The 25339-nt window shown below is 43.5% G+C and carries 17 protein-coding genes; 15 read left to right on the top strand and 2 right to left on the bottom strand.

The window, feature by feature from the left end; genetic code table 11:
* Positions 1-438: 438 nt before the first annotated feature.
* The 6 genes from putP to rlmD all read left to right on the top strand — a co-directional run bounded on the left by putP (position 439) and on the right by rlmD (position 7927).
* A complete protein-coding gene (gene putP, locus HUS26_RS12225; RefSeq protein ID WP_173917417.1) occupies positions 439-1950 on the top strand; it encodes a sodium/proline symporter PutP in 1512 nt (503 codons plus the stop codon).
* A 183-nt stretch (positions 1951-2133) separates the two neighbouring features.
* Positions 2134-2424 (top strand): Asp-tRNA(Asn)/Glu-tRNA(Gln) amidotransferase subunit GatC, encoded by a 291-nt coding sequence (gene gatC / locus HUS26_RS12220; RefSeq protein ID WP_173917416.1) that lies wholly within the window; start codon positions 2134-2136, stop codon positions 2422-2424.
* A gap of 12 nt (positions 2425-2436) precedes the next feature.
* The gene (gatA, locus tag HUS26_RS12215) at positions 2437-3906 is read left to right on the top strand and encodes an Asp-tRNA(Asn)/Glu-tRNA(Gln) amidotransferase subunit GatA (RefSeq protein ID WP_173917415.1); all 1470 of its coding nucleotides are present in this window, start codon (positions 2437-2439) and stop codon (positions 3904-3906) included.
* Positions 3906-5336, top strand: a complete 1431-nt coding sequence (gene gatB, locus HUS26_RS12210; protein ID WP_173917414.1) for an Asp-tRNA(Asn)/Glu-tRNA(Gln) amidotransferase subunit GatB — start codon at positions 3906-3908, stop codon at positions 5334-5336. The genes gatA and gatB overlap by 1 nt, the downstream gene beginning before the upstream one ends.
* 202 nt (positions 5337-5538) lie before the next feature.
* Positions 5539-6456, top strand: a complete 918-nt coding sequence (locus HUS26_RS12205; RefSeq protein ID WP_173917413.1) for a diacylglycerol kinase — start codon at positions 5539-5541, stop codon at positions 6454-6456.
* A 91-nt stretch (positions 6457-6547) separates the two neighbouring features.
* Positions 6548-7927 (top strand): 23S rRNA (uracil(1939)-C(5))-methyltransferase RlmD, encoded by a 1380-nt coding sequence (gene rlmD, locus HUS26_RS12200; RefSeq protein ID WP_173917412.1) that lies wholly within the window; start codon positions 6548-6550, stop codon positions 7925-7927.
* Between the two features lie 107 nt (positions 7928-8034).
* Here rlmD and katG read toward each other — a convergent pair whose 3' ends face one another.
* Together katG and HUS26_RS12190 are read right to left on the bottom strand one after the other, a co-directional pair.
* Positions 8035-10272, bottom strand: a complete 2238-nt coding sequence (katG, locus tag HUS26_RS12195; protein WP_173917411.1) for a catalase/peroxidase HPI — start codon at positions 10270-10272, stop codon at positions 8035-8037.
* 362 nt (positions 10273-10634) lie between these two features.
* Positions 10635-12224 carry a BCCT family transporter gene (locus HUS26_RS12190; RefSeq protein WP_173917410.1) on the bottom strand — a complete coding sequence of 530 codons (1590 nt, stop codon included), beginning with the start codon at positions 12222-12224 and terminating at the stop codon, positions 10635-10637.
* A gap of 353 nt (positions 12225-12577) precedes the next feature.
* On the opposite strand from HUS26_RS12190, the gene nirB (HUS26_RS12185) reads away from it, so the two are divergent.
* The 9 genes from nirB (HUS26_RS12185) (at position 12578) to HUS26_RS12145 (ending at position 25176) form a co-directional block, all read left to right on the top strand.
* Positions 12578-14896: a nitrite reductase large subunit NirB gene (gene nirB / locus HUS26_RS12185; RefSeq protein WP_173917409.1), complete on the top strand. Its 2319-nt coding sequence runs from the start codon at positions 12578-12580 to the stop codon at positions 14894-14896.
* A gap of 37 nt (positions 14897-14933) precedes the next feature.
* On the top strand, positions 14934-17066 hold the full coding sequence (locus tag HUS26_RS12180) for a molybdopterin oxidoreductase family protein (RefSeq protein ID WP_173917408.1): 2133 nt from the start codon (positions 14934-14936) through the stop codon (positions 17064-17066).
* 120 nt (positions 17067-17186) lie between these two features.
* Entirely contained in the window at positions 17187-19598 is a 2412-nt protein-coding gene (nirB, locus tag HUS26_RS12175; RefSeq protein WP_173917407.1) for a nitrite reductase large subunit NirB, read from the top strand.
* A 22-nt stretch (positions 19599-19620) separates the two neighbouring features.
* Positions 19621-19944, top strand: coding sequence for a nitrite reductase small subunit NirD (nirD, locus tag HUS26_RS12170; RefSeq protein WP_173917406.1), 324 nt, complete (start codon positions 19621-19623; stop codon positions 19942-19944).
* A gap of 25 nt (positions 19945-19969) precedes the next feature.
* On the top strand, positions 19970-20749 hold the full coding sequence (gene cobA, locus HUS26_RS12165; RefSeq protein ID WP_173917405.1) for a uroporphyrinogen-III C-methyltransferase: 780 nt from the start codon (positions 19970-19972) through the stop codon (positions 20747-20749).
* Positions 20750-20895: 146 nt separating this feature from the next.
* Positions 20896-21372, top strand: coding sequence for a DUF2243 domain-containing protein (locus HUS26_RS12160; protein ID WP_173917404.1), 477 nt, complete (start codon positions 20896-20898; stop codon positions 21370-21372).
* Complete coding sequence (locus HUS26_RS12155; protein WP_173917403.1) at positions 21365-22153, top strand: cytochrome c oxidase assembly protein; 789 nt, start codon at positions 21365-21367, stop codon at positions 22151-22153. Before HUS26_RS12160 ends, HUS26_RS12155 begins: the two co-directional genes overlap by 8 nt.
* A 160-nt stretch (positions 22154-22313) precedes the next feature.
* Positions 22314-23960: an SLC13 family permease gene (locus tag HUS26_RS12150; protein WP_371809630.1), complete on the top strand. Its 1647-nt coding sequence runs from the start codon at positions 22314-22316 to the stop codon at positions 23958-23960.
* A gap of 13 nt (positions 23961-23973) precedes the next feature.
* Positions 23974-25176 (top strand): MFS transporter, encoded by a 1203-nt coding sequence (locus HUS26_RS12145; protein WP_173917401.1) that lies wholly within the window; start codon positions 23974-23976, stop codon positions 25174-25176.
* Positions 25177-25339: the final 163 nt, after the last annotated feature.

The raw sequence follows: 25339 nt of genomic DNA, 5'->3' as shown, positions 1-25339 counted from the left end.
ACTAATTTATTAGGTGAAAAGACCTTGTTACCACGCAGCGATAAAAAAATGTAAATTTTTATTTATAAAATTTATTGAATAGATATCATATATATGGGAGAAAATTGTGTATATAAGCAAATAATATGTATAATTATGCGCGAAAAAGTTAATATTATAATTTTTGCAATGTTCTAACGATTATAATATGCTATAGTTGTACCTGTGTTTGGCTTTTTTCACTTCTATGTCTGAAAAACAGGCATTCTGAATTATGCGAAAAATGCATAGGAGTGTATATTACAATTAAGCGGAGGTGACAATGTGTTTGAATTAGCAACCGCAGCAGGGCAGCACTCAATTGCTGGAGTAACATGGTTTTGGTTATTTGTACCGATGCCAATTTTAATTATTCTATCATTAATTACACTATTTACTGGGAGGAGCGAATAAAAAAACATGGGTTCAGCAACGTTAATTACGTTTATAGTATATCTAATTGGTATGCTTCTTATTGGATTTGCCGCATACCGTTTAACAAGTAATTTATCAGATTATGTATTAGGAGGACGTCGTTTAGGACCGGGAGTAGCCGCATTAAGTGCCGGCGCATCCGACATGAGTGGATGGCTGCTGTTAGGTTTGCCTGGTGCCATTTACGCCTCTGGTTTAGCAGAAGCATGGATTGGTGTAGGTTTAGCGATTGGTGCTTACTTAAACTGGCAGTTTGTTGCACGCCGCCTTCGTATTTATACGGAAGTAGCAAAAGACTCTATTACTGTTCCAGACTATTTGGAGAATCGTTTTCACGATCACTCTCATATCTTACGTGTGATTTCCGCACTTGTAATCTTAGTTTTCTTCACCTTTTACACTTCTTCCGGAATGGTTGCCGGAGCAAAACTCTTTGAAGCTTCATTTGAATTGAGCTACACACAAGCTCTTTGGATTGGTGCTATTGTTACCATTTCTTATACTTTCTTAGGCGGTTTCCTTGCCGTAAGCTGGACAGACTTTGTGCAGGGTATTCTAATGTTCTTAGCTCTAATTGCAGTACCAATCGTAGCAATGCAGGAGCTTGGCGGATTCAGCGCGGCTGTTGATGCAGTAGGACAAATTGATCCAAACCATTTACAAATGGTACAGGGTGTAGGTGCGATGGCTATCATTTCATCTCTAGCCTGGGGTCTAGGCTACTTCGGTCAGCCGCATATTCTCGTTCGTTTTATGGCCCTTCGTTCGGCTAAGGATGTGCCGAAAGCCCGCTTGATCGGTATCGGCTGGATGGTTATCGGTTTATATGGTGCGATCTTTACTGGTTTATTTGGTTTAGCCTTCATTGCAACACAGGATATAAGTGGACTTGACGATTTTGGAGTTTCGTTGACAACTGAAGGCGGCATGCAGATGCTTGCCGACTCAGAGAAGATCTTTATTACTTTCTCTCAAGTCTTGTTCCATCCAGTCATTGCAGGTATTTTATTAGCAGCGATTCTTTCTGCAATCATGAGTACAATTGACTCCCAATTGCTCGTATCGTCTTCAGCTCTGGCAGAGGATTTCTATAAAGCGATCTTCCGTAAAAATGCGACAGAGCGCGAGCTTGTATGGGTAGGCCGTGCAGCTGTAGCAGGTATTGCTCTTATTGCTGTACTAATTGCAGGTAACCCTGATAGTACAGTATTAGAGCTTGTATCTTATGCATGGGCTGGCTTCGGTGCTGCTTTTGGACCAATTATCATTCTTTCTCTATTCTGGAAAGGAATTACACGTAATGGTGCACTGGCGGGAATTATCGTTGGTGCTGTTACCGTTGTGGTATGGGCAGACTTCTTAAGCGGCGGCATTTTCGACTTATATGAACTTGTACCAGGATTCTTGCTGTCTGGTATAGTTGCGATTTTAGTCAGCCTTGGCGGTAAACCATCTCCAGAGGTTGAAGCAGAATTTAAAGAAGTTACTCGTCAATAGTTTTTTAGGCCAAAAAAGGTCTCTGGCATAAAAGCCAGAGACCTTTTTTTTAAGGGCGGAGAGATTTTCCCCGCCAACCCCCTTTATGTTATGATAGGTAAGGTGCTATAGCTGTACGTTGCGTATGAAAATAGCTTTTTGGTATGATCATATATTATGTGAGATCGAAATGGAGGTAATGATATGTCTCGTATTAGTAAAGATGAAGTCAAACATGTGGCGCACTTAGCCCGTTTATCGATTACAGAGGAAGAGGCCGACATGTTTACGAAACAGCTTGATGATATTATTACGTATGCTGAGCAATTGAATGAACTTGATACAGAAGGCGTTAAGCCTACAACACACGTTCTGGATATTCAAAATGTCATGCGTAAAGACGAGCCTAAGAAATGGATTGAAAAAGAAGATGCATTAAAAAATGCACCAGATCAACAGGATGGGCAATTCAAAGTACCATCTATTTTGGAATAAGGAGGGACCTGCATGTCTTTATTTGAACACTCTTTACGAGAGCTGACAGAAAAGCTACATAGCAAAGAAATTACTGTCACCGATCTTGTAAATGAATCTTACAGCAGAATTGAGGAAGTCGACGATCAAGTTAAGGCTTTCCTTACATTAAATAAAGAGGCGGCTTTAAAACAGGCGGCTGAATTAGATGAGAAACGCGGAGAAGAGGCTGCCAAACTATTTGGACTACCCATCGGCGTTAAAGATAATATTGTAACGAAAGGCCTTCGCACTACGGCTGCCAGTCAATTTTTAGATAACTTCGAAGATCCGCTTTATGATGCAACCGTCGTTCAAAAGCTTAATGAAGCGAAGTCGATCACAATTGGTAAACTGAATATGGACGAGTTTGCGATGGGGTCTTCTAATGAAAACTCCAGTTATTCTCCAACCCGTAACCCATGGAATACGGATTACGTGCCAGGCGGCTCCAGTGGTGGATCAGCTGCAGCTGTTGCGGCGGGAGAAGTACCATTCTCCTTAGGATCAGATACAGGAGGCTCTATCCGCCAGCCTGCAGCTTTCTGTGGAGTTGTCGGACTAAAACCTACGTATGGCCGTGTTTCACGTTTTGGCCTGATTGCTTTTGCTTCTTCTCTTGACCAAATTGGTCCGATTACGCGTTCTGTTGAGGATAATGCGTATCTTCTTGAGACAATCGCAGGATATGACCGCATGGACTCAACATCAGCTGATATAGAAGTGCCAAGTTATACAGATGCTCTTACGGGTGATGTGAAAGGATTGAAAATTGCCGTCCCTAAAGAATATCTTGGGGAAGGAGTAACTCCAGAAGTTAAAGAGGCTGTACAAACGGCTTTGAAAAAATATGAAGAGCTTGGAGCTGCGTGGGAAGAAGTTTCTCTGCCGCACTCTAAATATGCAGTAGCGACGTATTATCTGCTTTCTTCTTCAGAAGCTTCAGCAAACTTAGCACGCTTTGACGGTGTTCGATACGGGAAGCGTACGGATGATGCTGAAACGATGCTTGATATGTTTAAAAACTCCAGAGCCGAAGGATTTGGCGATGAAGTTAAGCGTCGGATTATGCTTGGAACATTTGCCTTAAGCTCAGGATATTATGATGCTTATTACAAAAAAGCCCAGCAAGTACGTACTCTGATCAAGCAGGACTTTGAGAAGGTATTTGAAGATTACGATGTAATCATTGGACCTACAACTCCGACACCTGCCTTTAAAGTCGGCGAGAAAATTGATGATCCGCTAACGATGTATGCAAATGATATTTTAACAATCCCAGTAAACTTAGCTGGAGTACCGGGAATTTCAGTGCCTTGCGGCTTCTCATCAGATGGCTTGCCAATCGGCCTGCAGATTATTGGCCGCCACTTTGACGAGAAGAGCGTTTATCGTACTGCTCACGCTTTTGAACAGGCAACTGACTTCCATAAACAACGCCCGTCCCTTGGAGGTGCGCGCTAATGAATTTTGAAACAATTATTGGGCTTGAAGTACACGTAGAATTAAAAACAAATTCAAAAATCTTTAGTCCTTCTCCGAACATGTTCGGAGATGAACCAAATACAAACGTAAATCCGATTGACCTTGGTTACCCCGGGGTTCTTCCCGTACTGAATGAAGAAGCGGTAAACTTTGCGATGAAAGCAGCAATGGCTCTAAATTGTGAGATTGCTACAGACACTAAGTTTGATCGTAAGAACTATTTCTACCCGGATAACCCGAAGGCTTACCAAATTTCTCAGTTCGATAAGCCAATTGGCGAGAACGGCTACATCGATATTGAAGTCGACGGTGTGAAAAAGCGAATCGGTATTACCCGTCTTCATATGGAAGAGGATGCTGGTAAACTGACACACAGTGATGATGGTTATTCACTTGTTGACTATAACCGCCAGGGTACACCGCTTGTAGAAATTGTTTCGGAGCCGGACATTCGTTCACCTAAAGAAGCATATGCTTATTTAGAGGCACTTAAAAATATTATTCAATATACTGGTGTGTCTGACTGTAAAATGGAAGAAGGTTCATTAAGATGTGATGCCAACCTTTCACTTCGTCCAATTGGACAAGAGGAATTCGGGACAAAAACGGAGCTTAAGAACTTAAACTCTTTCTCTTTCGTTCAAAAAGGTTTGGAATTCGAAGAGAAACGCCAGGAGAAAGTTCTTTTATCTGGTGGGGAAATTCCTCAAGAGACTCGACGTTACGATGAACAGACAAAAGAAACGATCTTAATGCGTGTTAAAGAAGGATCAGATGACTATCGCTACTTCCCAGAGCCTGATCTAGTTCCGCTTCATATCGATGAAGCGTGGAAGGACCGTATTTACAGCCAAATCCCTGAACTTCCTGATGCACGTAAGAAGCGTTATATCGAAGAACTGGAACTCCCAGCGTATGATGCGATGGTATTAACGAATAATAAGGAAATGTCCGACTTTTTCGAGGAAACGATTGCTGCTGGAGGCGACGTAAAGCAGGCCTCCAACTGGCTGATGGGTGAAGTTTCTGCTTATATGAATAAGCATTATAAGGAATTTAGCGACCTTGCGCTTACACCTGAAGGGCTGGCTAAACTGACAAAGCTTATAGAGGATGGCACAATCTCCTCTAAGATTGCTAAAAAAGTCTTTAGTGACCTTGTTGAAAAAGGCGGCGATCCTGAGAAAATCGTTAAAGATAAAGGTCTTGTTCAAATCTCCGATGAAGGACAGCTTCGTGAGATTATTACCGGAATCTTAGATAATAATCAGCAGTCGATTGAAGATTACAAGAACGGAAAAGACAAAGCCCTTGGCTTCCTTGTTGGTCAAGTTATGAAAGAGACTAAAGGACAAGCGAACCCGCCAATGGTTAATAAGATTATTCTAGAAGAAATGGAACAAAGATAAATATGGAACGGATGAGGGACTGACCCTCTCCGTCCATATAAAGAGCACGCACTTGGAGTGTGCGTGCTCTTTATATGGACTGCTGCCAATAAGAAAAAGTTCCAGTTAAGAAGACATTCTTGCTTACTAACATAATTGTTTGCAAATAACAGAAAAAGAGCTATGATGTTATTTGGAGCATGATGAATGAGGAGGTCATAGTATGCAGCGTGCCCGAATTATATATAATCCGACCTCTGGAAGAGAGATTATAAGAAAAGTCCTCCCAGATATTCTGCAGCGATTTGAGCAAGCCGGTTATGAAACATCGACCCATGCGACAACCTGTGCTGGAGATGCAATTAAAGCAGCAAAACTCGCTGTGGAAAGGAAGTTTGATGTGGTTGTAGCCGCAGGAGGAGACGGAACAATTAATGAAGTAATCAATGGGATTGCTGAACAGGAGTTCCGCCCTAAACTTGGAATTCTTCCGGTTGGTACTACTAATGATTTTGCGAGAGCTTTGTACGTTCCGCGAAACATTCATCAAGCAGTCGATATTATTTTAGCGAACTATACAACACCTTTAGATATTGGCCGGGTCAACGACCAATACTTCATGAACATCTCCGGAGGCGGAAAAATTACCGAAGTATCATACGAAGTGCCAAGTAAGCTGAAAACAGTACTAGGTCAGCTGGCGTATTATTTAAAAGGTATTGAAATGCTGCCGTCCTTACGCCCGACATACGTAGAAATGGAATTTGACGGACGTATATACCAGGGTGAGGTTATGCTGTTTCTTGTCTCTAACACTAACTCTGTTGGCGGTCTTGAAAAGCTTGCCCCAGAGGCGAAGATGGATGATGGAGTCTTTGATTTAATGATTATCGAGAAAATGAATATTGCCGAATTTGTCAGACTCGCCACATTAGCCATCCAAGGCAACCATTTAAGTCATCCGAAGTTCATTCATACAACGGCCAGCCGTGTGAAAGTACACACGGAAGAAAAGATGCAGCTTAACCTCGATGGTGAATTTGGAGGCCATCTTCCAGGAGAGTTTGTTAATCTCTACCGGCATATTGATTTTTTTGTGCCGGAGGATAAATTTTCAAAAGTGCCAAAAGATAAAGAATAACCGTGAACGCTGCCGTTTCTCAAACGGTAGCGTTTTTCTCGTAAATACGATAAGCTTTGTACAGCAAAGAAATGAAAAGGACGGATGAATGATGGCGAAAACCAAACCGCCTGTACAAAAAAACCAAACGATAGAACTGAAATTTGAAGATCTGACACATGAAGGCAATGGAGTAGGGAAAGTAGATGGCTATCCGCTTTTCGTTCCTTATGGCCTTCCCGGTGAGCGGGCTGAAGTAAAGGTCGTAAAAGTGAAGAAAAATTTTGGGTTTGGAAAACTAATGGATGTAATAGAAGCGAGCGGCGAACGGGTAGAGCCGCCCTGTGATGTTTATTATCAGTGCGGCGGATGTCAGCTGCAGCACATGAGCTACGAGATGCAGCTTGAGATGAAACAGGATCAAGTCAAAAACGCATTGAAAAAAATTGCACATTTAGAAGACGTGCCTGTTCATGAAGCGATTGGAATGACTGATCCATGGCGTTACCGAAACAAAGTTCAGATTCCTGTTGGAGAAAAAGAAGACGGCCAGCTAATGACAGGCTTTTACCAAAAGCGAAGCCATAATATTATAGATATGGATACTTGCCTGATTCAGGATGAAATGAATGACCGGATGGTGGAAGCGGTACGCCGCATTGCCACAGACCTCGGCATTACTGCTTATGATGAAGAAAATCATCGCGGGGTGCTCCGCCATATCATGGTAAGAACAGGCCAGGCGACGAAAGATATTATGATCGTCCTTGTAACGAAAACAAAGAAGCTGCCGCATAAAGAAGCCCTTATTGATAAAATCCGTGAGGCCTACCCAAATGTGAAATCCATCGTTCATAATGTGAACAGTGCAAAAACGAACGTTATTCTTGGGAAAGAAACTCACGTTATCTATGGTGATGAATATATTTATGATACAATTGGCGACATTAAATTTATGATCTCGCCAAAATCATTTTATCAAGTGAACCCTTCTCAAACGAAGAAGCTTTACGACCAGGCACTAAAATATGCCGATTTACGAGGCGGTGAAACGGTTATTGATGCATACTGCGGGATCGGTACGATCTCCCTTTTCCTCTCACAAAAAGCGAAAAAAGTATATGGTGTGGAAATTGTGCCGGAAGCTGTGACAGATGCGAAGAAGAATGCACGTCTGAATAAAATGGACAATGCTGAGTTTTTCGTAGGAGAAGCCGAAAAACTCATGCCGTGGTGGCGCAACCAAGGCCTGAAGCCTGATGTTATTGTAGTAGACCCACCTCGTAAAGGCTGTGAGGAAGACTTGCTGCATGCAATGGCCGATATGGAGCCGGAACGAATTGTGTATGTGTCCTGCAACCCATCAACATTAGCGCGTGACTTAAAAATTCTGGAAGATAGAGGATATGCGACGAAAGAGGTTCAGCCGGTAGACATGTTCCCGCAGACGAGCCACGTGGAGTGTGTGGCGTGGTTAGAAAGAAAGTCGTAGATTACGCAACGTTTTTGAAGGCTTCCATCAAAAATTGAAAAAAGCACCTTACCTCATGCCTTAGAAGCAGACAACCCGCTTCAAGCATCCAGGTAAGGTGCTTTTAATTATGCGTTATACATCATTAAATCCCTGTTTGTTTTAAGATCAAAACGGTCGGCGTTCATGACTTTAACCCATGCAGCTACGAAGTCGTGCACAAATTTCTCTTTATTGTCTTCTTGGGCGTATACTTCTACAAGGGCACGCAGGACGGAGTTAGAACCGAATACGAGGTCAACGCGTGTCGCTGTATGGACGACTTCACCTGTTTTGCGGTCGCGTCCTTCGTATAAGTTATAGTCCGCTGGCTTCCACTCGATACCCATGTCAAGCAGGTTCACGAAAAAGTCGTTCGTGAGTATGCCTATACTGTTTGTGAATACACCGTGCTCTGTGCCGCCATGGTTTGTACCAAGTACACGCATGCCGCCAATAAGTGCAGTCATTTCCGGTGCGGAAAGGCCTAACAGCTGAGCTTTGTCTACTAATAGTTCCTCTGGGCTCAGCGTGTATTCCTTCTTCTCATAGTTGCGGAATCCATCTGCCATCGGCTCTAATACTTCAAAGCTCTCCGCATCTGTTTCTTCTTGTGTCGCGTCGCCGCGTCCGGGCGCAAATGGAACGGTTACCTCAACACCTGCATCTTTTGCAGCTTTTTCTACGGCTGCACTACCGCCAAGGACAATCAAATCAGCAAGGCTGACTTCCTTCTTCAACTCGCTTTGGATGTCTTCATATACAGAAAGCACTTTTGAAAGCTGCTCAGGTTCGTTTACTTCCCAGTCTTTCTGCGGAGCAAGACGAATGCGGGCACCATTCGCGCCGCCGCGCATGTCAGAACCACGGAACGTGCTTGCAGAAGCCCATGCCGTTGTAACAAGCTCACTGACTGTCAGTCCAGAACTAAGCATTTTTGCTTTCAGGTCTGCTACTTCAGCGTCTGTTAATTCATAATCAACAGACGGGATTGGATCCTGCCAGATCAGATCTTCTTCTGGAACTTCAGGACCAAGGTACCTTGATTTAGGACCCATGTCACGGTGAAGCAGTTTAAACCATGCACGTGCGAAGGCATCTGCGAATTCATCCGGGTTTTCATGGTAGCGTCGTGAAATTTTTTCATAATCAGGATCCATACGTAACGCCATATCGGCTGTTGTCATAAACGTAGGAACGCGGACAGAAGGGTCTTCAGCGTCCGGTGCAAGATCTTCTTCTTTAGGGTTTACCGGGGCCCACTGGTTGGCCCCTGCAGCACTCTTGGTAAGCTCCCATTCGTAGCCGAATAATAAATCATAGTAACCGTTATCCCATACTGTTGGATTAGCCGTCCAAGCACCATCTACACCGCTTGTGATTGTGTCTCGGCCTTTACCGCTTCCGTGAGTGCTCTTCCAGCCTAAGCCTTGTTCTTCAATATCAGCTGCTTCCGGTGCTGCGCCAACATGTGCTTCAGCATCCCCTGCGCCGTGTGCTTTACCAAATGTGTGACCGCCGGCTACTAAGGCAACTGTCTCCTCATCATTCATTCCCATGCGGGCAAAGGTTTCCCGGATGTCGCGTGCACTTGCAAGCGGATCCGGGTTTCCGTTTGGACCTTCAGGATTGACATAGATGAGCCCCATCTGAACGGCAGCAAGCGGACTTTCAAGCTCGCGGTCGCCTGAGTAACGGTTGTCCTCCAGCCATTCTTTTTCAGTACCCCAGTAGACGTCTTCTTCAGGATGCCAAACGTCTTCACGTCCTCCGGCAAAACCAAATGTCTTCAAGCCCATTGATTCAAGAGCGACATTCCCCGTCAGTACAAGCAAGTCAGCCCAGGAAATCTTGTTTCCGTACTTTTGTTTAATCGGCCATAGCAGGCGGCGCGCTTTATCAAGGTTCGCGTTATCCGGCCAGCTGTTAAGCGGTGCAAAGCGCTGTGTTCCAGTTGCGCCGCCGCCTCGTCCGTCACCTGTACGGTACGTACCGGCTGCGTGCCATGACATACGGATAAAGAGTGGTCCATAGTGTCCGTAGTCAGCAGGCCACCAGTCCTGGCTGTCCGTCATCAGCTCATGAAGATCCTGCTTCAGTTCGTAATAGTCCAGCTCTTTGAATTCTTCTGCATAATCAAAGTCTACTCCCATTGGATTCGTCTTCTTGTCATGCTGATGTAAAATGTGCAGATTGAGCTGGTTGGGCCACCAGTCTTTGTTTGTTGTACCAACTTTTGTGGTCGTAATAGCATTTTCTTCCTCTGTTTTTCCGTGTGATACAGGGCACTTCCCAGCTTGACTCTCATTCATTTCGTTCTTGTCCATTTGTCATGCTCCTTTCTGTATGTGGGAATAAAATAATTACAATAGCTCTTAAGTTATAATTATAATAAATTACTGAATAATTTGAAAGAAAGATGCACCAATTTTCTAAAAATTATTAGAAAAAATATGACCGGGCTTACAGAGGTATGAAGCTGATGGTCTGGAGCATTAAAGATTCTATTAACTTAACAAACTTGCTGAATATAAAGGCCATTCGCGCTATAGAGTTTTCTCGCCAGCACCTATGTGTTACCACATTTATTTTTGACATGTTGAGGCAGCAGCTTTAATTGAAAAAAGTAAATAAGATTTAGCCGCAAAGAAGCGCCCTCTCCCAATTGGAAGAAGCCGCTTCTTTTTTGTTAGTTATCAGAATTATAGCTTTCGATCTGCTTCTGTATCCTTCTATGTCTTTCTCTCTCCTGTTCTTCTCTCGTTTCCCTATAATCTTCCCGTATCGCTTTCAATAAGGATATACAGGCGATAAACAAGACGACAGCGAAAGGAAGTGCGCCGATTAGGGAAGCTGTCTGAAGACCCTCAAGCCCAGCACTAATGATTAAAATGATAGCGACTGAGGCGATCAGTGTACCCCAAATCATTTTTATGACTGCTGAAGGATTCTTATCTCCATTTGTAGACATCATACCGAGTACAAAGGTTGCAGAGTCGGCAGATGTGACTAAGAAAGTGAAGAGCAGACAGATTGATAGAATTGCTAAAATTGAGCCAAGCGGCAAGTTATCCAGCATGCTGAATAGAGCGGTGGCAGGGTCGTCAGCTACAGCACCTGCAATATCTGTTCCCTGGAAGAGATCGAAGTGGATAGCCGTACCTCCGAAAATTCCGATCCAGATAATTCCGATTAAAGGTGGAGCGACCATAACACCTAGGACAAACTCGCGGACGGTTCGTCCTCTGGAAATACGAGCAACGAACATTCCAACAAACGGTGACCATGCAATCGTCCAAGCCCAGTAATAAATCGGCCAATCCTGAACCCATGTCCCGTCTGTGTAACTGTCCATTCTCAGGCTTGCCTGAAAGAAGTTCTGTAAGTAATCGCCAACTCCCATTGTAATGGTTTCTAATATAAATCCTGTAGGGCCGATAAATAATACAGCAACCATAAGAATAAGAGCTAATGCTAAATTTGTATTACTTAAGTATTTTATTCCGCGGTCCAAACCAGAAAGGGCAGAGACAGAAAAGAATAAGAACATAACTATGACGATGATCAGCTGAGTTGTTGAACCTGTTGGTGCGTTAAACACACTCCCCAGACCGCTGTTTATCTGCAGTACGCTTAATCCTAATGTAGTTGCTACTCCCATAACCGTCGCAATAATCGCTATGATATCGATGGTATTGCGAAGCGGTTTCTTACCTGTACTTCCAATTACCGGATTCATAGTATCACTGATTAAACTTCGTTCTTCCTGACGATAGATGAAGTAGGAAATGGCCAGACCTACGAATGTAAAGGACGCCCATTGGTGAATCCCATTGTTGAAAAATGCGTTCCACATAGCTGTCCTGGCAGCTTCTGTAGTTCCTGCTTCTACGGAAGGGTCAAACGGAGGAGGACTCCCAAAGTGTGTCATCGGCTCTGCAACACCCCAGAATACGATACTTACACCGAATCCACAGCTGAAAAGCATGGCAATCCAAGTGAAGAGCGGGTATTTTGGCTTTGTATCATCACCGCCAAGCCGGATTCTTCCATACTTACTAAAGGCAAGGTAGAAATTGAAGAGAACTAAAAATAGTACAAATCCTAAATAAAACCATCCAAAGGTGCCTGCAATAAAATCATAAATAAAGGTTGCCTGCTCGCCCAATTGCTTTGGAGCTAATGCACCCCATAACGCAAATAAAGAGACAACGATAAAAGAAATCCAGAATGTACTGTTCATGAATTTCAATCTTTTCTCTTTTTTGTCTTTGTCCATAAATGACTCTCCTTAATTAAGATTAGTATATTTATATAGCCATAGGTTAACAAACTTTTAATTTTTTCAACAAGACCTCCTTTCCTAGAATAAGTTTTAATACAATACCCTATTCTGAATTATTCAATGTCAAAAATGTATAAATTCTCCTATTAAATTCTCAAACTCGTTCTTAACTCCTACACGCCGCTTGATCCTAATTAAAAATTAATCTGGTGAACAGAGGTTTTAAATGTAAACGCTTTATGTAATTTCTGTGTTAGGTTTTCTGACATAAACACTTACACACTCCTGATTGCATGATATATTGAACCAAATATTCAAAATATTAACGCGAATCGGGAGGTGGAGAATTGAATAAGCAGCGGCTTGTGGTCATTGGAAATGGAATGGCAGGTGTACGGGTTGTTGAAAACATTCTCCGCGAAAATCCGTCGGCTTATGAAATTATTGTAATCGGAAGTGAACCACGGCCTGGTTACAGCCGGCTCATGTTGTCGACTGTTTTGCAGGGCGGAACATCCATTGATGATATAACGATTCATCCTTCCTCATGGTATAGACAAAGTGGAGTGAATCTTATTACTGGAGAGACGGTGGTAAAGGTGGATGCCAGTCAAAAAGCTGTCTTAACCGATCAACATCGAAAGGTCCATTATGACAAGCTGATCTTCGCTACAGGTTCTTCTCCTTTCATGCTTCCTTTAAAGGGAGCCAAAAAAAAAGGAGTGATAGCTTTTCGTACCATTGAAGACTGTGAAAGCATCCTTACCGCGGCGCGTGAATATAAAAAAGCTGTTGTTATTGGAGGGGGGCTGCTTGGGTTAGAGGCAGCCCGGGGTCTTTTGAACATCGGAATGGAGGTTGATGTTGTTCATATTTCCTCACATATTATGAACAGGCAATTGGATGAGAAAGCATCTATTATGCTGCAGCGGCAGCTCGAAGAACAGGGCATGAACTTTTTATTAAATAAAGCTTCTGAAAAGATTTTAGGGCGCAGCCGTGTGGAGGGTGTCCGGTTTAAGGATGGTTCTGTTGCAGAAGCTGACCTGGTCGTAATGGCCGTTGGGATAAAACCCAGGATCTCGCTGGCGGAAGCTGCCGGCTTGGAAACAAATCATGGGATTATTGTAAATGATTATTTAGAAACAAGCTGCCGGGATATTTATGCGGTAGGTGAGTGTGCAGAGCATAACGGAAGGGTCTACGGACTGGTTCAGCCGCTTTATGAGCAGGGAGAAATATTGGCAAAACATTTATGCGGGATAGCAACAGATGGCTACCAGGGTTCTTTGCTTTATACACAATTAAAAATTTCTGGAGTTGAAGTTTTTTCTATCGGCCAATTTGAACCAAATGATGATGAAACAAAATCGATTGAATATCATAACGAGGAAATATCCGTGTACAAGAAAGTTCTTTTTAAAGGTAATAAAGCAGTAGGAGCTGTATTAGTCGGAACGACAGAACCCAGCCAATTGATTAAAGAGGCTGTTATTAAAAGGAAGGTGCTTGCTAGTAAGGATAAAGCTTTGTTACTGGAAAACCCTGATCCTAAAAATTCAGCAGCTGCTTCTTATCCGATGAATCAGACGATATGTACGTGTAACCAGGTAAGTAAAGGTGCAATTGTGGAAGCCATGAGGCAGGAAGGACTGTCGACGGTTGAAGATATTAAAGAAAGTACAAAAGCATCCAGTTCTTGCGGTGGATGCAAATCTCTTGTAACAGATCTTCTTAACTATATTAGAAGTGAGCCATCAGAGCTGGAAAATGCGATGGATTTGTCTCTTTGTTCATGTACCAGCTTGACGGAGGATGAGCTTGTCGAACAGATCCAGATTCAGAACTTAAGAACGGCAGAGGCGGTATATAGACAGCTTTATTGGAAGAGAGAAGATGGCTGTTCAATTTGCCGGCTGGCTGTGGATTACTATTTAGAAATGATTTACCCGCCCTATAAAGGATCGATGCAGGCTCAGGAAAAGAAAAGGAATACGGTTGTGCCGCAAATATATGGCGGGATGATGACTCTGGAACAGCTGAGGAAAATCACAAAAGCTGCGGAAAAGTTCCCTTACTTGCAAGTGGCTGTTTCACGAGATCAAAGAATCCATTTGATAGGTGTAAAAGATCATGATTTTCCTGCTCTTAGAGAAGAATTGGACATGCAGCTAAGAGAATATAACGGCCATCAAGTAGCCCCTATCACTACCGCTGCCGGAGATTATGAGTGTGATTGTGAGAAATCTTCTTCTGTAAAAATTGCTCAAGTTATCGAGAAAGAGACGGAAGGGCTTCAGGTTCCTTACCGTTTGAAGCTGGGGATATCCGCGTGCTTTCACAACAGAGCAGATGCTGAAGCAAAAGATATAGGAGCCCTGTATTCAGGCGGGAAATGGGAGATCTACATCGGCGGAAGCAGTATGAGGAGGGGGCAATTGCTTTGTGTCGTTCAGGAAGAGGAGAGAGTAGAAACTATTGTCTTAGCCTGTCTGCAATACTATAGGAAATCAGCAAGGTATTTAGAAGAAACGAGTCAGTGGGTTGAAAGGCTCGGACTTATTCATATAAGAGAAGCTTTATTTGATGAAGAACTTTGTCATCATTTGATGGAGACTTTGGAAGAAGATAATGATTTAAATAGGAAACGAGTGCAGAGGAGTTGATCATCCTCTTACTTACTGTAAAAAAGGGTGAGCCGGATTGACGGAACTAATGCTGAAATATTTTCGCAATAAGCAGAAAGACATCCAATCCGAAAAGGTCTATGATTCTCAATGTCCTTTTTGCAGCATGCAGTGTAAAATGCAGCTGATTGAACAAAGAGTGGTTTCAAGGAACACCTACAAAACAGTGGGAGTAGATAATCCAACAACGCAAGGAAGGCTTTGTGTGAAAGGGATGAATGCCCATCAGCACACCTTTTTAAGGGACCGTTTGAAGGAGCCATTAGTAAAGAAGAATGGAGAATTTGTCCCTGTAAGCTGGGAAGAAGCCTATGAAGTCATATACCGAAAATTTTCAGAGATTCAAAGAGAAAAAGGATTAGATGCACTATCTGTGTATGGAAGTGCTTCTCTAACCAATGAGGAAGCCTACTTACTCGGGAAGTTTGCCAGAGTCGCGCTTCGAACGAAGCATATTGATTACAATGGCAGGCTCTGTATGGCTTCAGCTGCTACGGGCGCTAATCAGAGCTTTGGCGTTGATCGGGGTTTTACAAACAGCCTGCAGGAAATTTCAAAAACGAGGTGCATCGTATTGGCTGGAACCAATATAGCCGAATGTCAGCCGACCATTATGCCGTATTTTGAAAAAGCTAAAGAAAATGGGGCATACATCATTGCAATCGATCCAAGGGAAACAGCAACGACAAATCTGGCTGACTTGCATTTAAAGAATAAGCCCGGAACTGATGCGGTGTTAGCTCATGCTCTTTTGAAAATTATTATAGAAGAAAATTTAATGGATCGAAAATTTGTAAGTGAGAGTGTCAGCGGTTTTGATGAACTTTATCAATATATTTCTACCTTAAGCATTGAAGAATGTGCAGAGAAAACGGGGGTTCCCATAGAGGAGCTGTATCAGGCCGCCGTTGCCTTTGGACAGGAAGAGTCGGGCATGATCTTTACGGCTAGAGGAATTGAACAGCAAATCGATGGAACTGATGCCGTCCGGAGTTTTATCAATATTTTATTAGCCACTGGAAAAATTGGAAAGCCTTATTCAGGCTACGGAGCCATAACTGGCCAGGGAAATGGCCAAGGTGCAAGAGAGCACGGGCAAAAGGCAGATCAGCTGCCAGGCTATCGGTCGATTGAAAATAAGGAGGACCGGTGTTATGTAGCTGAAGTGTGGGGCGTAGATCAGAAAGACCTCCCAGGTAAGGGAGTGTCGGCATATGAACTTTTTGAAAAAGCAAATGAACAGATGATAAACGGAATGCTGGTCATGTGTTCTAATCCGGTTGTCTCAAATCCAAATGCTTCCTTCATAAAATCAGGCTTGAAAAAACTCGATTTCCTCGTCGTTGTCGATATGTTTATTTCAGAAACAGCGGAACTTGCAGATGTGATCCTGCCGGCTTCTTCCTATTTAGAAGATGAAGGAACAATGACTAATGTAGAAGGTCGGGTGACTTTAAGAGAAGCCAGTTACCCACTGCCCGGGCTGGTAAAGCACGACTGGCAGATTATTTGTGACTTAGCCCGGACTTTTGGCAAGGCAGATCAATTCCCCTTCCAATCAGCCGAAGAGATTTTTGAAGAATTACGACTGGCCAGCCGCGGGGGAAAAGCTGATTATTATGGAATCACCTATGAAAAAATCAGAAGCCAAAGCGGGGTGTTATGGCCGTGTCCGAGTGAAGATCACACGGGAACAAAGCGTATGTTTGAGCAGGGTTTTACCCATCCAGACGGAAAAGCTCGTATGTTTATTCCAGAGAAACCAGCTCGGAAAATGGAGGAAGATGAAAATTATCCTCTTATTTTAACCACTGGACGGGTGATGGCTCATTATCTAACAGGCGTCCAAACACGAAAGAGTCCCTCGTTAGCAGCGAGACACATTGAATCATTTCTTGAGATTCATCCGGAGACCGCTAAGAAATATCAAGTCCAAGATCAATCCCTTGTCAGCATCGAATCAAGGTTTGGAAAAATTAAAGTCAGGAGCAGATTTTCAGAGAAAATAAGGAAAGATACCGTTTTTGTACCTTTTCATTGGGGAGGGGAGCAAAATGTGAATCAGCTTGTCTCTGATGAGCTTGATCCTATCTGCAAAATGCCGGGATTTAAAGTAACAGCTGTCCGAATTACTCCGTTTTTAAGTTAGCCGCTGTTAAAAGTCGTGTTGAAATCAACCATAAAAAGAAGGGGTTCTGCGAGACTCCCCATTTTTTATGAGAATTAACATTAAAGCTTGAGATAACTAATCTTTGGAGGGATACATTCTATGGAAAAACAAAAGCTTGTGCTGATCGGAAATGGAATGGCAGGCATTCGGGCCATTGAGGAAATATTAAGCATAAAACCGGACCAATTTGAGATTACGGTTTTTGGAAGCGAGCCTTATCCAAACTATAATCGGATTCAATTATCCAAAGTCCTGCAGGGTGACACGGAAATTGATGATATCACGCTTAACAGCTGGGATTGGTATGAGGAAAATAATATAGCACTTTATCCAGGAGAAACAGTTACCCATATGGATACAAACCGGCAGTTCATTTTTACTGATAAAGATCGAATGGTTTCTTACGATAAGCTGATTATTGCTACAGGATCGATTCCGTTCATGCTGCCTCTTCCTGGGGCGGATAAAGAAGGTGTCACCGCGTTTAGGGATATTAAAGACTGTGAGAGAATGATAGAATCAGCGAAAGATTATAAAAAAGCGGTCGTCATCGGCGGCGGATTGCTAGGACTGGAAGCTGCGCGGGGCTTATTAAATTTAGGTATGGAAGTGGATGTGGTTCACATTGCAGACAGCTTAATGGAAAGACAGCTCGATAAAACCGCAGGGAAAATGCTGCAAAAAGAACTAGAAGAACAGGGGATGAATTTCTTACTCGAAAAGCAGTCTGTTGAGATTACGGGTGAAGATCGAGTGGACGGCTTAAAGTTCAGTGACGGAGAGGAAGTCAAGGCGGATCTAGTCGTTATGGCAGTAGGGATCAAGCCTAATATAAGCTTAGCTAAGGAATGCGGCATTCCCGTTAATAGAGGAATTATCGTCAACGATTATTTAGAAACAGAAATACCTAATGTTTTTGCTGTGGGAGAATGCGCCGAGCACAGGGAAATGGTTTACGGACTTGTGGCTCCCTTATTCAAGCAGGGCAGCGAACTGGCAAAAAGAATCTGCGGAATGGAGAGCGAAGGTTATCAGGGGTCCGTTTTATCGACTCAATTAAAAGTTTCAGGAGTCGATGTTTTTTCCACCGGCAAAATAACAGAGGATCCTAACACAAAATCTATTAAAGTATTTGATGGCTGGCGCGGCGTTTATCAAAAGGTTCTTGTTGATGAAGGGGTAATAACGGGTGCCGTTTTATTTGGAGATACGAAAGACGGCAACCGACTGCTTAGCTTAATCAATAAAGGAGCAGCCATTGAAGAGTACTTGGAGGCTGAACAGGCTGAAGGTTCCGGGATCGATCTCATAGCCTCGATGTCCGATGAAGAAATGATTTGCGGATGTAATGGTGTTTCTAAAGGGACAATTGTGAAAGCTATCCAAGATGAAGGATTAACAACTGTTGAGCAAGTCAAAGGGTGTACGAGCGCATCCCGTTCATGCGGCGGCTGTAAGTCTATGGTAGCCGATTTATTAGAGCATACGCTTGGAGATGAATACGACCAGAATCAAAAAGAAACCATTTGCGCCTGTACGACTCTATCTCGTGATGAAGTCATTGAAGAAATAAAAGAAAAAGAGTTAACCCATGTGCGGGAAGTTATGAACGTGCTCGGATGGACCACTGATGAAGGGTGCTCCAAATGTAAACCGGCGTTGAATTATTATTTAGGAATGGTCCACCCGACAGTATACGAGGATGAAAAAGAGTCACGTTTCGTAAACGAAAGGCTCCATGCGAATATCCAGAAGGACGGCACTTATTCCGTTGTTCCACGGATGTACGGCGGGGTCACAAATGCAGAAGATTTACGAAAAATTGCCGATGCTGCTGATAAATATGACGTGAAGATGATTAAAGTAACAGGCGGCCAGAGAATTGACCTTCTAGGTGTACAAAAAGAAGACTTGCCGAGCATTTGGTCCGATCTCGGTATGCCATCAGGCTCTGCTTATGCGAAAGGGCTTCGAACCGTAAAAACGTGTGTGGGAGCAGACTTCTGCCGGTTCGGCACACAAAATTCAGTCGGTTTAGGCATTCAGCTTGAGAAGAAATTTGAAGGGCTGAATACCCCGCATAAAGTAAAAATGAGCGTCTCCGCCTGCCCGAGGAACTGTGCGGAAGGCTCTATTAAAGATGTGGGTGTCGTCGGACTGGACGGTGAGTTTGAGATTTATGTAGGCGGTAACGGCGGCACACATATGAGAAAAGCCGATCTGCTGGCGAAGGTGAAGACAGAGGAAGAGGTGCTCGACACAGCTGCTGCTTTCTTACAGCTTTACCGGGAGGATGCAGCTTATCTAGAAAGAACTTCGGCTTGGGTGGAGAGAGTAGGAATCGAACACGTTCAGAAAGTTCTTTCAGATAAAAAAGTATTTATCGATCTCATTCAGCGGATGGATGAAGCCTTATCTGTTGTTCAAGAACCATGGGAGCAGGCACTAGGGGATGAAACTTTATTAAGAGATCTGTATCAAAACGTAAAAGTCCCAGCAGGTTCAAACTAATTCTTTTAGGGAGGAATGGAAATTGAAACAGCTGATAAAAAGAGTGTTTGTAGCAAATGTTGAAGAGCTTCCGGAAAAATTAGGGAGAACCGTGCACATAGGCGATTGGGAACTGGCCATCTTCAAGCTTTCAAACGGGAGAATTAAAGCGATCGAGAATCGCTGTCCTCATAAAGGCGGAGTCTTAGCCGAAGGTATGGTGAGCGGGGACAGCGTATTCTGCCCCATGCATGACTGGAAGATCAATGTAACAGACGGTCAGGTGCAAGGACATGACAGCGGCTGTGTAAAAACGTTTAAAGTAGAAGTAGAGAACGAAAAGGTCTACGTTTTATTACCCGAATAACAGCTTTTTTAGGAGGCAGAAAGGTATGTCAAAAGTTTACTTGGTGGGGGCAGGACCGGGAGACCCGGATTTAATTACAGTAAAGGCATTAAAATGTATTCAGCAGGCCGACGTCATTCTTTACGACCGTTTAGTTAATGAAGAGCTGCTTAAGAAAGCTAAACCGGGAGCTGACTTAATATTTTGCGGCAAGCATCCGAAATTTCATATTCTTAAACAGGAGACGATTAATTCCTTATTAGTGAAGTATGCCAAGCAGGGGAAAGTCGTCACGCGGCTCAAAGGGGGCGATCCCTACGTTTTTGGAAGAGGAGCGGAAGAGGCAGAAGCTGTTGCTAAGCACGGTATTTTATATGAAGTTGTTCCTGGTATAACATCCGGTATTGCGGCACCTTCTTACGCAGACATCCCTGTTACGCATCGCGAGCTGGGAAGTTCATTTGCCGTCGTCGCAGGACACCGGTGCAAGTCCAATCACAAAGAAATAGACTGGCAGAGTCTCTCCCAGAATATTGATACATTAGCCATCTACATGGGGGTCAGCAATCTTCCGTATATTTGTAAGCAGCTGATGGAGAATGGCAAGAACTCTGACACGCCGGTTGCTGTTATTCAGCAGGGGACTACTACTGAGGAACGAGTTGTCACAGGAAAGATCTCAAATATAGTGAGTGTCGTTGAGAAAGAAGAGATTCAGAACCCTGCGATGATCGTAATAGGAGAAGTTGTGCGCTTTCGCGAGAAGATCAGCAGACTTAAAATGATGAATCAGTCGGTTCCTTTGCAGGGAATTGCTGAAGCATAATCAAAGCCCAAGCGGATTAGCCGCTTGGGTTTTATTGTGCACGCGTATCTATTTATATTTTTTCGATATAATAAGTTTATAGTTAGGAAGGAAGGGAATTTTTTCTACATACCTTTTAACTTTAAGAATCTCAAGAGGAGGATTATATGCCTGATATAACGAGTGGGAATCACACTTCGTACTTAAACCGTAATCTACTATCAGGAATTTTATTCGGGGTCGGTCTCGCGGCCTTTTTAGATGAAACTCTTTTCCACCAATTACTGCATTGGCACCATTTTTACGATAAATCTACTACAGATATCGGTCTTGTTTCAGATGGCTTTTTTCATGCGTTTAGCTGGTTTGCCACAGTTGGCGGTCTGTTTTTAGTCGCTGATCTTCGAAGAAGGAAAGCATTCTGGTTTAAGAGATGGTGGGGCGCCAGTCTGCTTGGGGCTGGGGCTTTTCAGTTATATGACGGCACTATTCAGCATAAACTGATGCGCCTTCACCAGATTCGATATGTAGACAACGTCATAATATATGATCTAATCTGGAACATTCTTGCGTTGATTATGATTGTGGCCGGGCTCATTTTGCTGAACCGTACAAAGAAGGCGGCGGTGAAAGGAAATGCATAACCATTCAGGCACCTCAATCGTAGATGCAGCTCAGATCATATTGGCTGTGCCTTTTATATTTGCTGCAGCTCTCTATGTCGCTGCCCTCGTTTATTCACGTCGAAAGGGCAGGAAATGGCCGGTCTATCGAACCGTCCTTTGGATGGCTGGTGTATTGTCTGGTTTAGCGGCAGTGAGTGGACCGATAGCAGTGCAAGCCCACAGCAATTTTACTGTTCATATGCTTGGTCATTTACTGCTTGGAATGCTGGCACCTCTTCTCATGGCTTTAGCGGCCCCTATGACACTGTTTCTAAGAGCTTCAAGTGTGAATCCAGCAAAGAAGGTTACTTCAATTCTAAGAACGTCTTTTGTCCGTTTCTTAAGTGATCCCATTACAGCGTCGATTCTGAATGTGGGAGGACTCTGGGTATTATACACTACCTCTTTGTTTGAAGCGATGCACGAGAGTTTACTCCTGCATTTGTTCATTCACATTCATGTATTTCTTGCCGGTTATCTATTTACGATCTCTCTAATTTACATTGATCCTGCTCCTCATCGCCGGAGCTTCGTCTACCGGTCAGCCGTCATGGTAGCCGCGTTAGCAGGTCATGGAATATTATCGAAGTATATTTACGGCAACCCTCCGTCTGGCGTGCCCAGACATGAGGCGGAAAGCGGAGGAATGCTCATGTATTACGGTGGAGATCTCATTGATGTCATCATTATCTTTTTCATTTGTCTGCAGTGGTACCGTGCGTCCCGGCCGTACCCAGCCGGCGGTTTTCAGTCGGCTTAGCTCGCGAACTTTCATTCGCTGGCTCTTTCTTGTTTGCTCCCTCTTGCTCCTAAAGCCTGTGTCTTCTGCTGCTGAATTGTGTTAAAATTTGATAATATATGAAAATTTAAATATATTATGTGACCACACGATGGGAGGAGAAAACTTGGAAAATCAATCACTGTTAAAAGGTTATTGGTCTCGTCTCTGGGAGATGCATGATCAAGCAAAGGACTTGATGAAATTTACCGTTACCGGAACTACGAAGGAACAGACAGAGCAGAAAAGAGAGAAAAGTAATTCAGCTAGTAAAGGGACCGGACCTGCCGGATCAGGACCTTCGTATGGAACTAGACAGAAAGCCGGACTTATTATAGGGCCAATTTTGTTTGCGCTTACTTTACTATTTATGGATGCTGAAGGTTTATCGCAGAGTGCCGTAGCCGTTTTGGCGAGTACCCTATGGATTGCTACATGGTGGATTACCGAAGCAATTCCGATTCCTGCAACTTCTTTATTGCCTCTGATTTTGTTTCCGCTTACAGGAGGACTGGATGGGGGAGCCACAGCTTCTTCCTATGGAGATAATACTATCTTTCTATTTATGGGCGGGTTCCTTATTGCCCTGGCTATGCAGAAATGGAATCTACATAAACGAATCGCCTTATTTATTATCTCTTTAATTGGAACAAATACCGAAATGATCGTGCTCGGCTTCATGCTGGCTACAGGTTTCCTTTCTATGTGGATTTCGAATACTGCCACAGCGATGATGATGGTGCCGATTGGTCTTGCTGTAATCTATCAATCTTCTGAACAGCTGGAGAAACAGCAGACGAAGTCAGTCGATCATTCTTCTTTTAATTTTGGTAAAGTAACAATGCTTGGGATTGCTTACAGTGCTTCTATAGGAGGATTAGCAACACTAATTGGTACGCCTCCAAACACGATATTCCGTGCAGTAGTGGAGCAAAACTACGGCGTTCAAATTTCGTTTGCCGGCTGGATGGCTTTTGGGGTTCCACTAACCTTAATTTTAATGGGACTCACCTGGTACTACCTGGTTAAAATGGCTTACCCAATGAAAATTAAAAAGCTTCCAGGTGGAAAGAAGGTCATTAATGACGAGCGTAAAGCCTTAGGCGTAATGTCTAGAGAAGAGAAAATTGTTTTAACGATCTTTACACTTACGGCTATAGCTTGGATCTCAAGGTCTTTCGTATTAGTGCATATTAATGAAAATATCGATGATACGATCATTGCGATGATTGCCGCGATTATTTTATTTTTAATCCCCGCCAGGAAAAAAGGAGAGTTTATCCTTGATTGGGATACAGCAAAAGGGCTGCCATGGGGAATTCTTCTGCTGTTTGGAGCTGGACTTGCGATCGCATCCGGATTTCAGGAATCCGGTCTTGCGGAATGGATTGGAACACAGCTGACGGTACTTGAGGGCATTAGCTTTATACTCATACTTACAGTTGTGGCTGTGCTGGTAATTTTCTTAACGGAGATTACTTCAAATACGGCTACTGCAACGATGATGTTCCCGATCATGGCTTCATTGGCTGCCGCTATTGATGTGCACCCGTACAGCTTAATGATCGCAGCAGGGGTGGCTGCAAGCTGTGCTTTTATGCTGCCTGTTGCTACACCTCCAAACGCCGTTGTGTTCGGTTCAGGTTATTTGAGAATACCCGACATGGCTAAGGCCGGGTTTGCTCTGAACATTCTATCTATCGTACTTGTGACCTTGGCGATCTATTTCTATTTACCTGTTATCTGGAACATTGATTTAACATCATTCCCGGCGAATTTCAGTCAATAAAAGGATGAAAATTATGGACATCAGCAATGAAGCACCGGCTCCCTATACCCCCAAGGATCAGGGGTTCTGGCGGATAACGGCTGCATTAATGCTTGCTTCACTATTGGTTTTTTCCACATTGTATGTGTTTCAGCCGTTACTCCCTGTTTTTGTCAATGAATTTAATGTCAGTGCTACGCAATCCAGCCTGCTTATGTCTGCTTGTGTATTCTCAATGGTACTCGGATTATTTGTATTGGGATTTCTTGCAGACCGCTACGGACGGCTGTCAATAATGAATGTTTCTTTAGGCATAACGGTCCTTTTATTGATCGTTATGCCTTTCTCTCCTTCTTTTGGAGTCCTTGTCGCCTTAAGATTTCTTCAAGGGTTCTTCTTGGCAGGCGTGCCTGCCGCGGCAATGGGATATTTAGGGGAGGAGGTTTCTCCTAGAGACATTGGTCTTGCCATGACATTGTACATATCAAGTAATGCACTTGGTGGAATGGGCGGGCGAGTGATTGCCGGTTATTTAACAGACATTTTTGACTGGGAAACTACGATTCTGTCAGTCGCCGTCTTCGGAGTGGCAGCTGCCCTTCTTTTTATGTTCCTGCTTCCTAAGGAAAGATTTTTTGAACAGCAGAATCAGCCGCTGTGCCAGGACTTAAGGGGAATGATGATCCATTTGACTGACAAACAGATGCTTTCCCTTTTTCTAATGGGGCTGCTGCTTCAAATCGTCTTTACAGCGGTTTGGACGTATCTGCCTTTTTACTTGCAGGCGGAACCTTACAACTGGCCGCTTAAGTGGATCGCGTTTACTTATTTTGCGTATGGGCTAGGGGTGCTGGCGCCGCCGCTGGCAGGAAGAATTTCGAATCAGATCGGCCTTCCCAAAGTGATGCTCGCCGGTGTCATTTTGCTGTTATCAGGCGTATGGATGACGGTAACCGCACCTGTTGCTTTAGTTCTGATCGGGCTCGGTCTTCTTTGCATGGGATTCTTTATTGCTCATTCGATGGCAGCTGCTTTAGTCAGCAAATCTGCTAAGCATCACCGAAGCGGGGCATCCGGCTTTTATTTAATCAGCTATTACATTGGAGTAGCTATTGGCAGCACAGGGGTAGGAGCCCTGTGGGAAAATTTCCGGTGGATTGGAGTAACAGGAACGAGCCTGGTCTTTCTCCTTGTTCTGGGATTTTTGCCTTTTTATAAAAAGATGCACAAAGAGTGAGAGGCCATTTTTTTGGCTTCTCAAAATTTTTTTATTTTTTTAAAACCAACTAAAACACTAGGGATAAAAGGGTTTAGAGCATCTAATGGCCAAATTCTGCTAAAAAACCCCTTTGACAGGTGCTCCCGCATACTGTATATTTCCATATAATCACATAAACAAA

Source organism: Halobacillus sp. Marseille-Q1614 (assembly GCF_902809865.1).
Taxonomy (GTDB): Bacteria; Bacillota; Bacilli; order Bacillales; family Halobacillaceae; genus Halobacillus_A.
Note: the sequence above shows the minus strand (reverse complement) of the source record. Positions and strands in the feature narration are given on the sequence as shown.

Excerpts from the sequence above, each read along its gene's own strand:
- cobA (WP_173917405.1), top strand. The coding sequence starts at position 19,970 with ATGTCAAAAGTTTACTTGGTGGGGGCAGGACCGGGAGACCCGGATTTA.
- HUS26_RS12160 (WP_173917404.1), top strand. The coding sequence starts at position 20,896 with ATGCCTGATATAACGAGTGGGAATCACACTTCGTACTTAAACCGTAAT.
- gatB (WP_173917414.1), top strand. The coding sequence starts at position 3,906 with ATGAATTTTGAAACAATTATTGGGCTTGAAGTACACGTAGAATTAAAA.
- gatC (WP_173917416.1), top strand. The coding sequence starts at position 2,134 with ATGTCTCGTATTAGTAAAGATGAAGTCAAACATGTGGCGCACTTAGCC.
- nirB (WP_173917407.1), top strand. The coding sequence starts at position 17,187 with ATGGAAAAACAAAAGCTTGTGCTGATCGGAAATGGAATGGCAGGCATT.
- gatA (WP_173917415.1), top strand. The coding sequence starts at position 2,437 with ATGTCTTTATTTGAACACTCTTTACGAGAGCTGACAGAAAAGCTACAT.
- HUS26_RS12155 (WP_173917403.1), top strand. The coding sequence starts at position 21,365 with ATGCATAACCATTCAGGCACCTCAATCGTAGATGCAGCTCAGATCATA.
- HUS26_RS12190 (WP_173917410.1), bottom strand. The coding sequence starts at position 12,224 with ATGGACAAAGACAAAAAAGAGAAAAGATTGAAATTCATGAACAGTACA.
- rlmD (WP_173917412.1), top strand. The coding sequence starts at position 6,548 with ATGGCGAAAACCAAACCGCCTGTACAAAAAAACCAAACGATAGAACTG.
- putP (WP_173917417.1), top strand. The coding sequence starts at position 439 with ATGGGTTCAGCAACGTTAATTACGTTTATAGTATATCTAATTGGTATG.
- katG (WP_173917411.1), bottom strand. The coding sequence starts at position 10,272 with ATGGACAAGAACGAAATGAATGAGAGTCAAGCTGGGAAGTGCCCTGTA.
- HUS26_RS12145 (WP_173917401.1), top strand. The coding sequence starts at position 23,974 with ATGGACATCAGCAATGAAGCACCGGCTCCCTATACCCCCAAGGATCAG.
- HUS26_RS12205 (WP_173917413.1), top strand. The coding sequence starts at position 5,539 with ATGCAGCGTGCCCGAATTATATATAATCCGACCTCTGGAAGAGAGATT.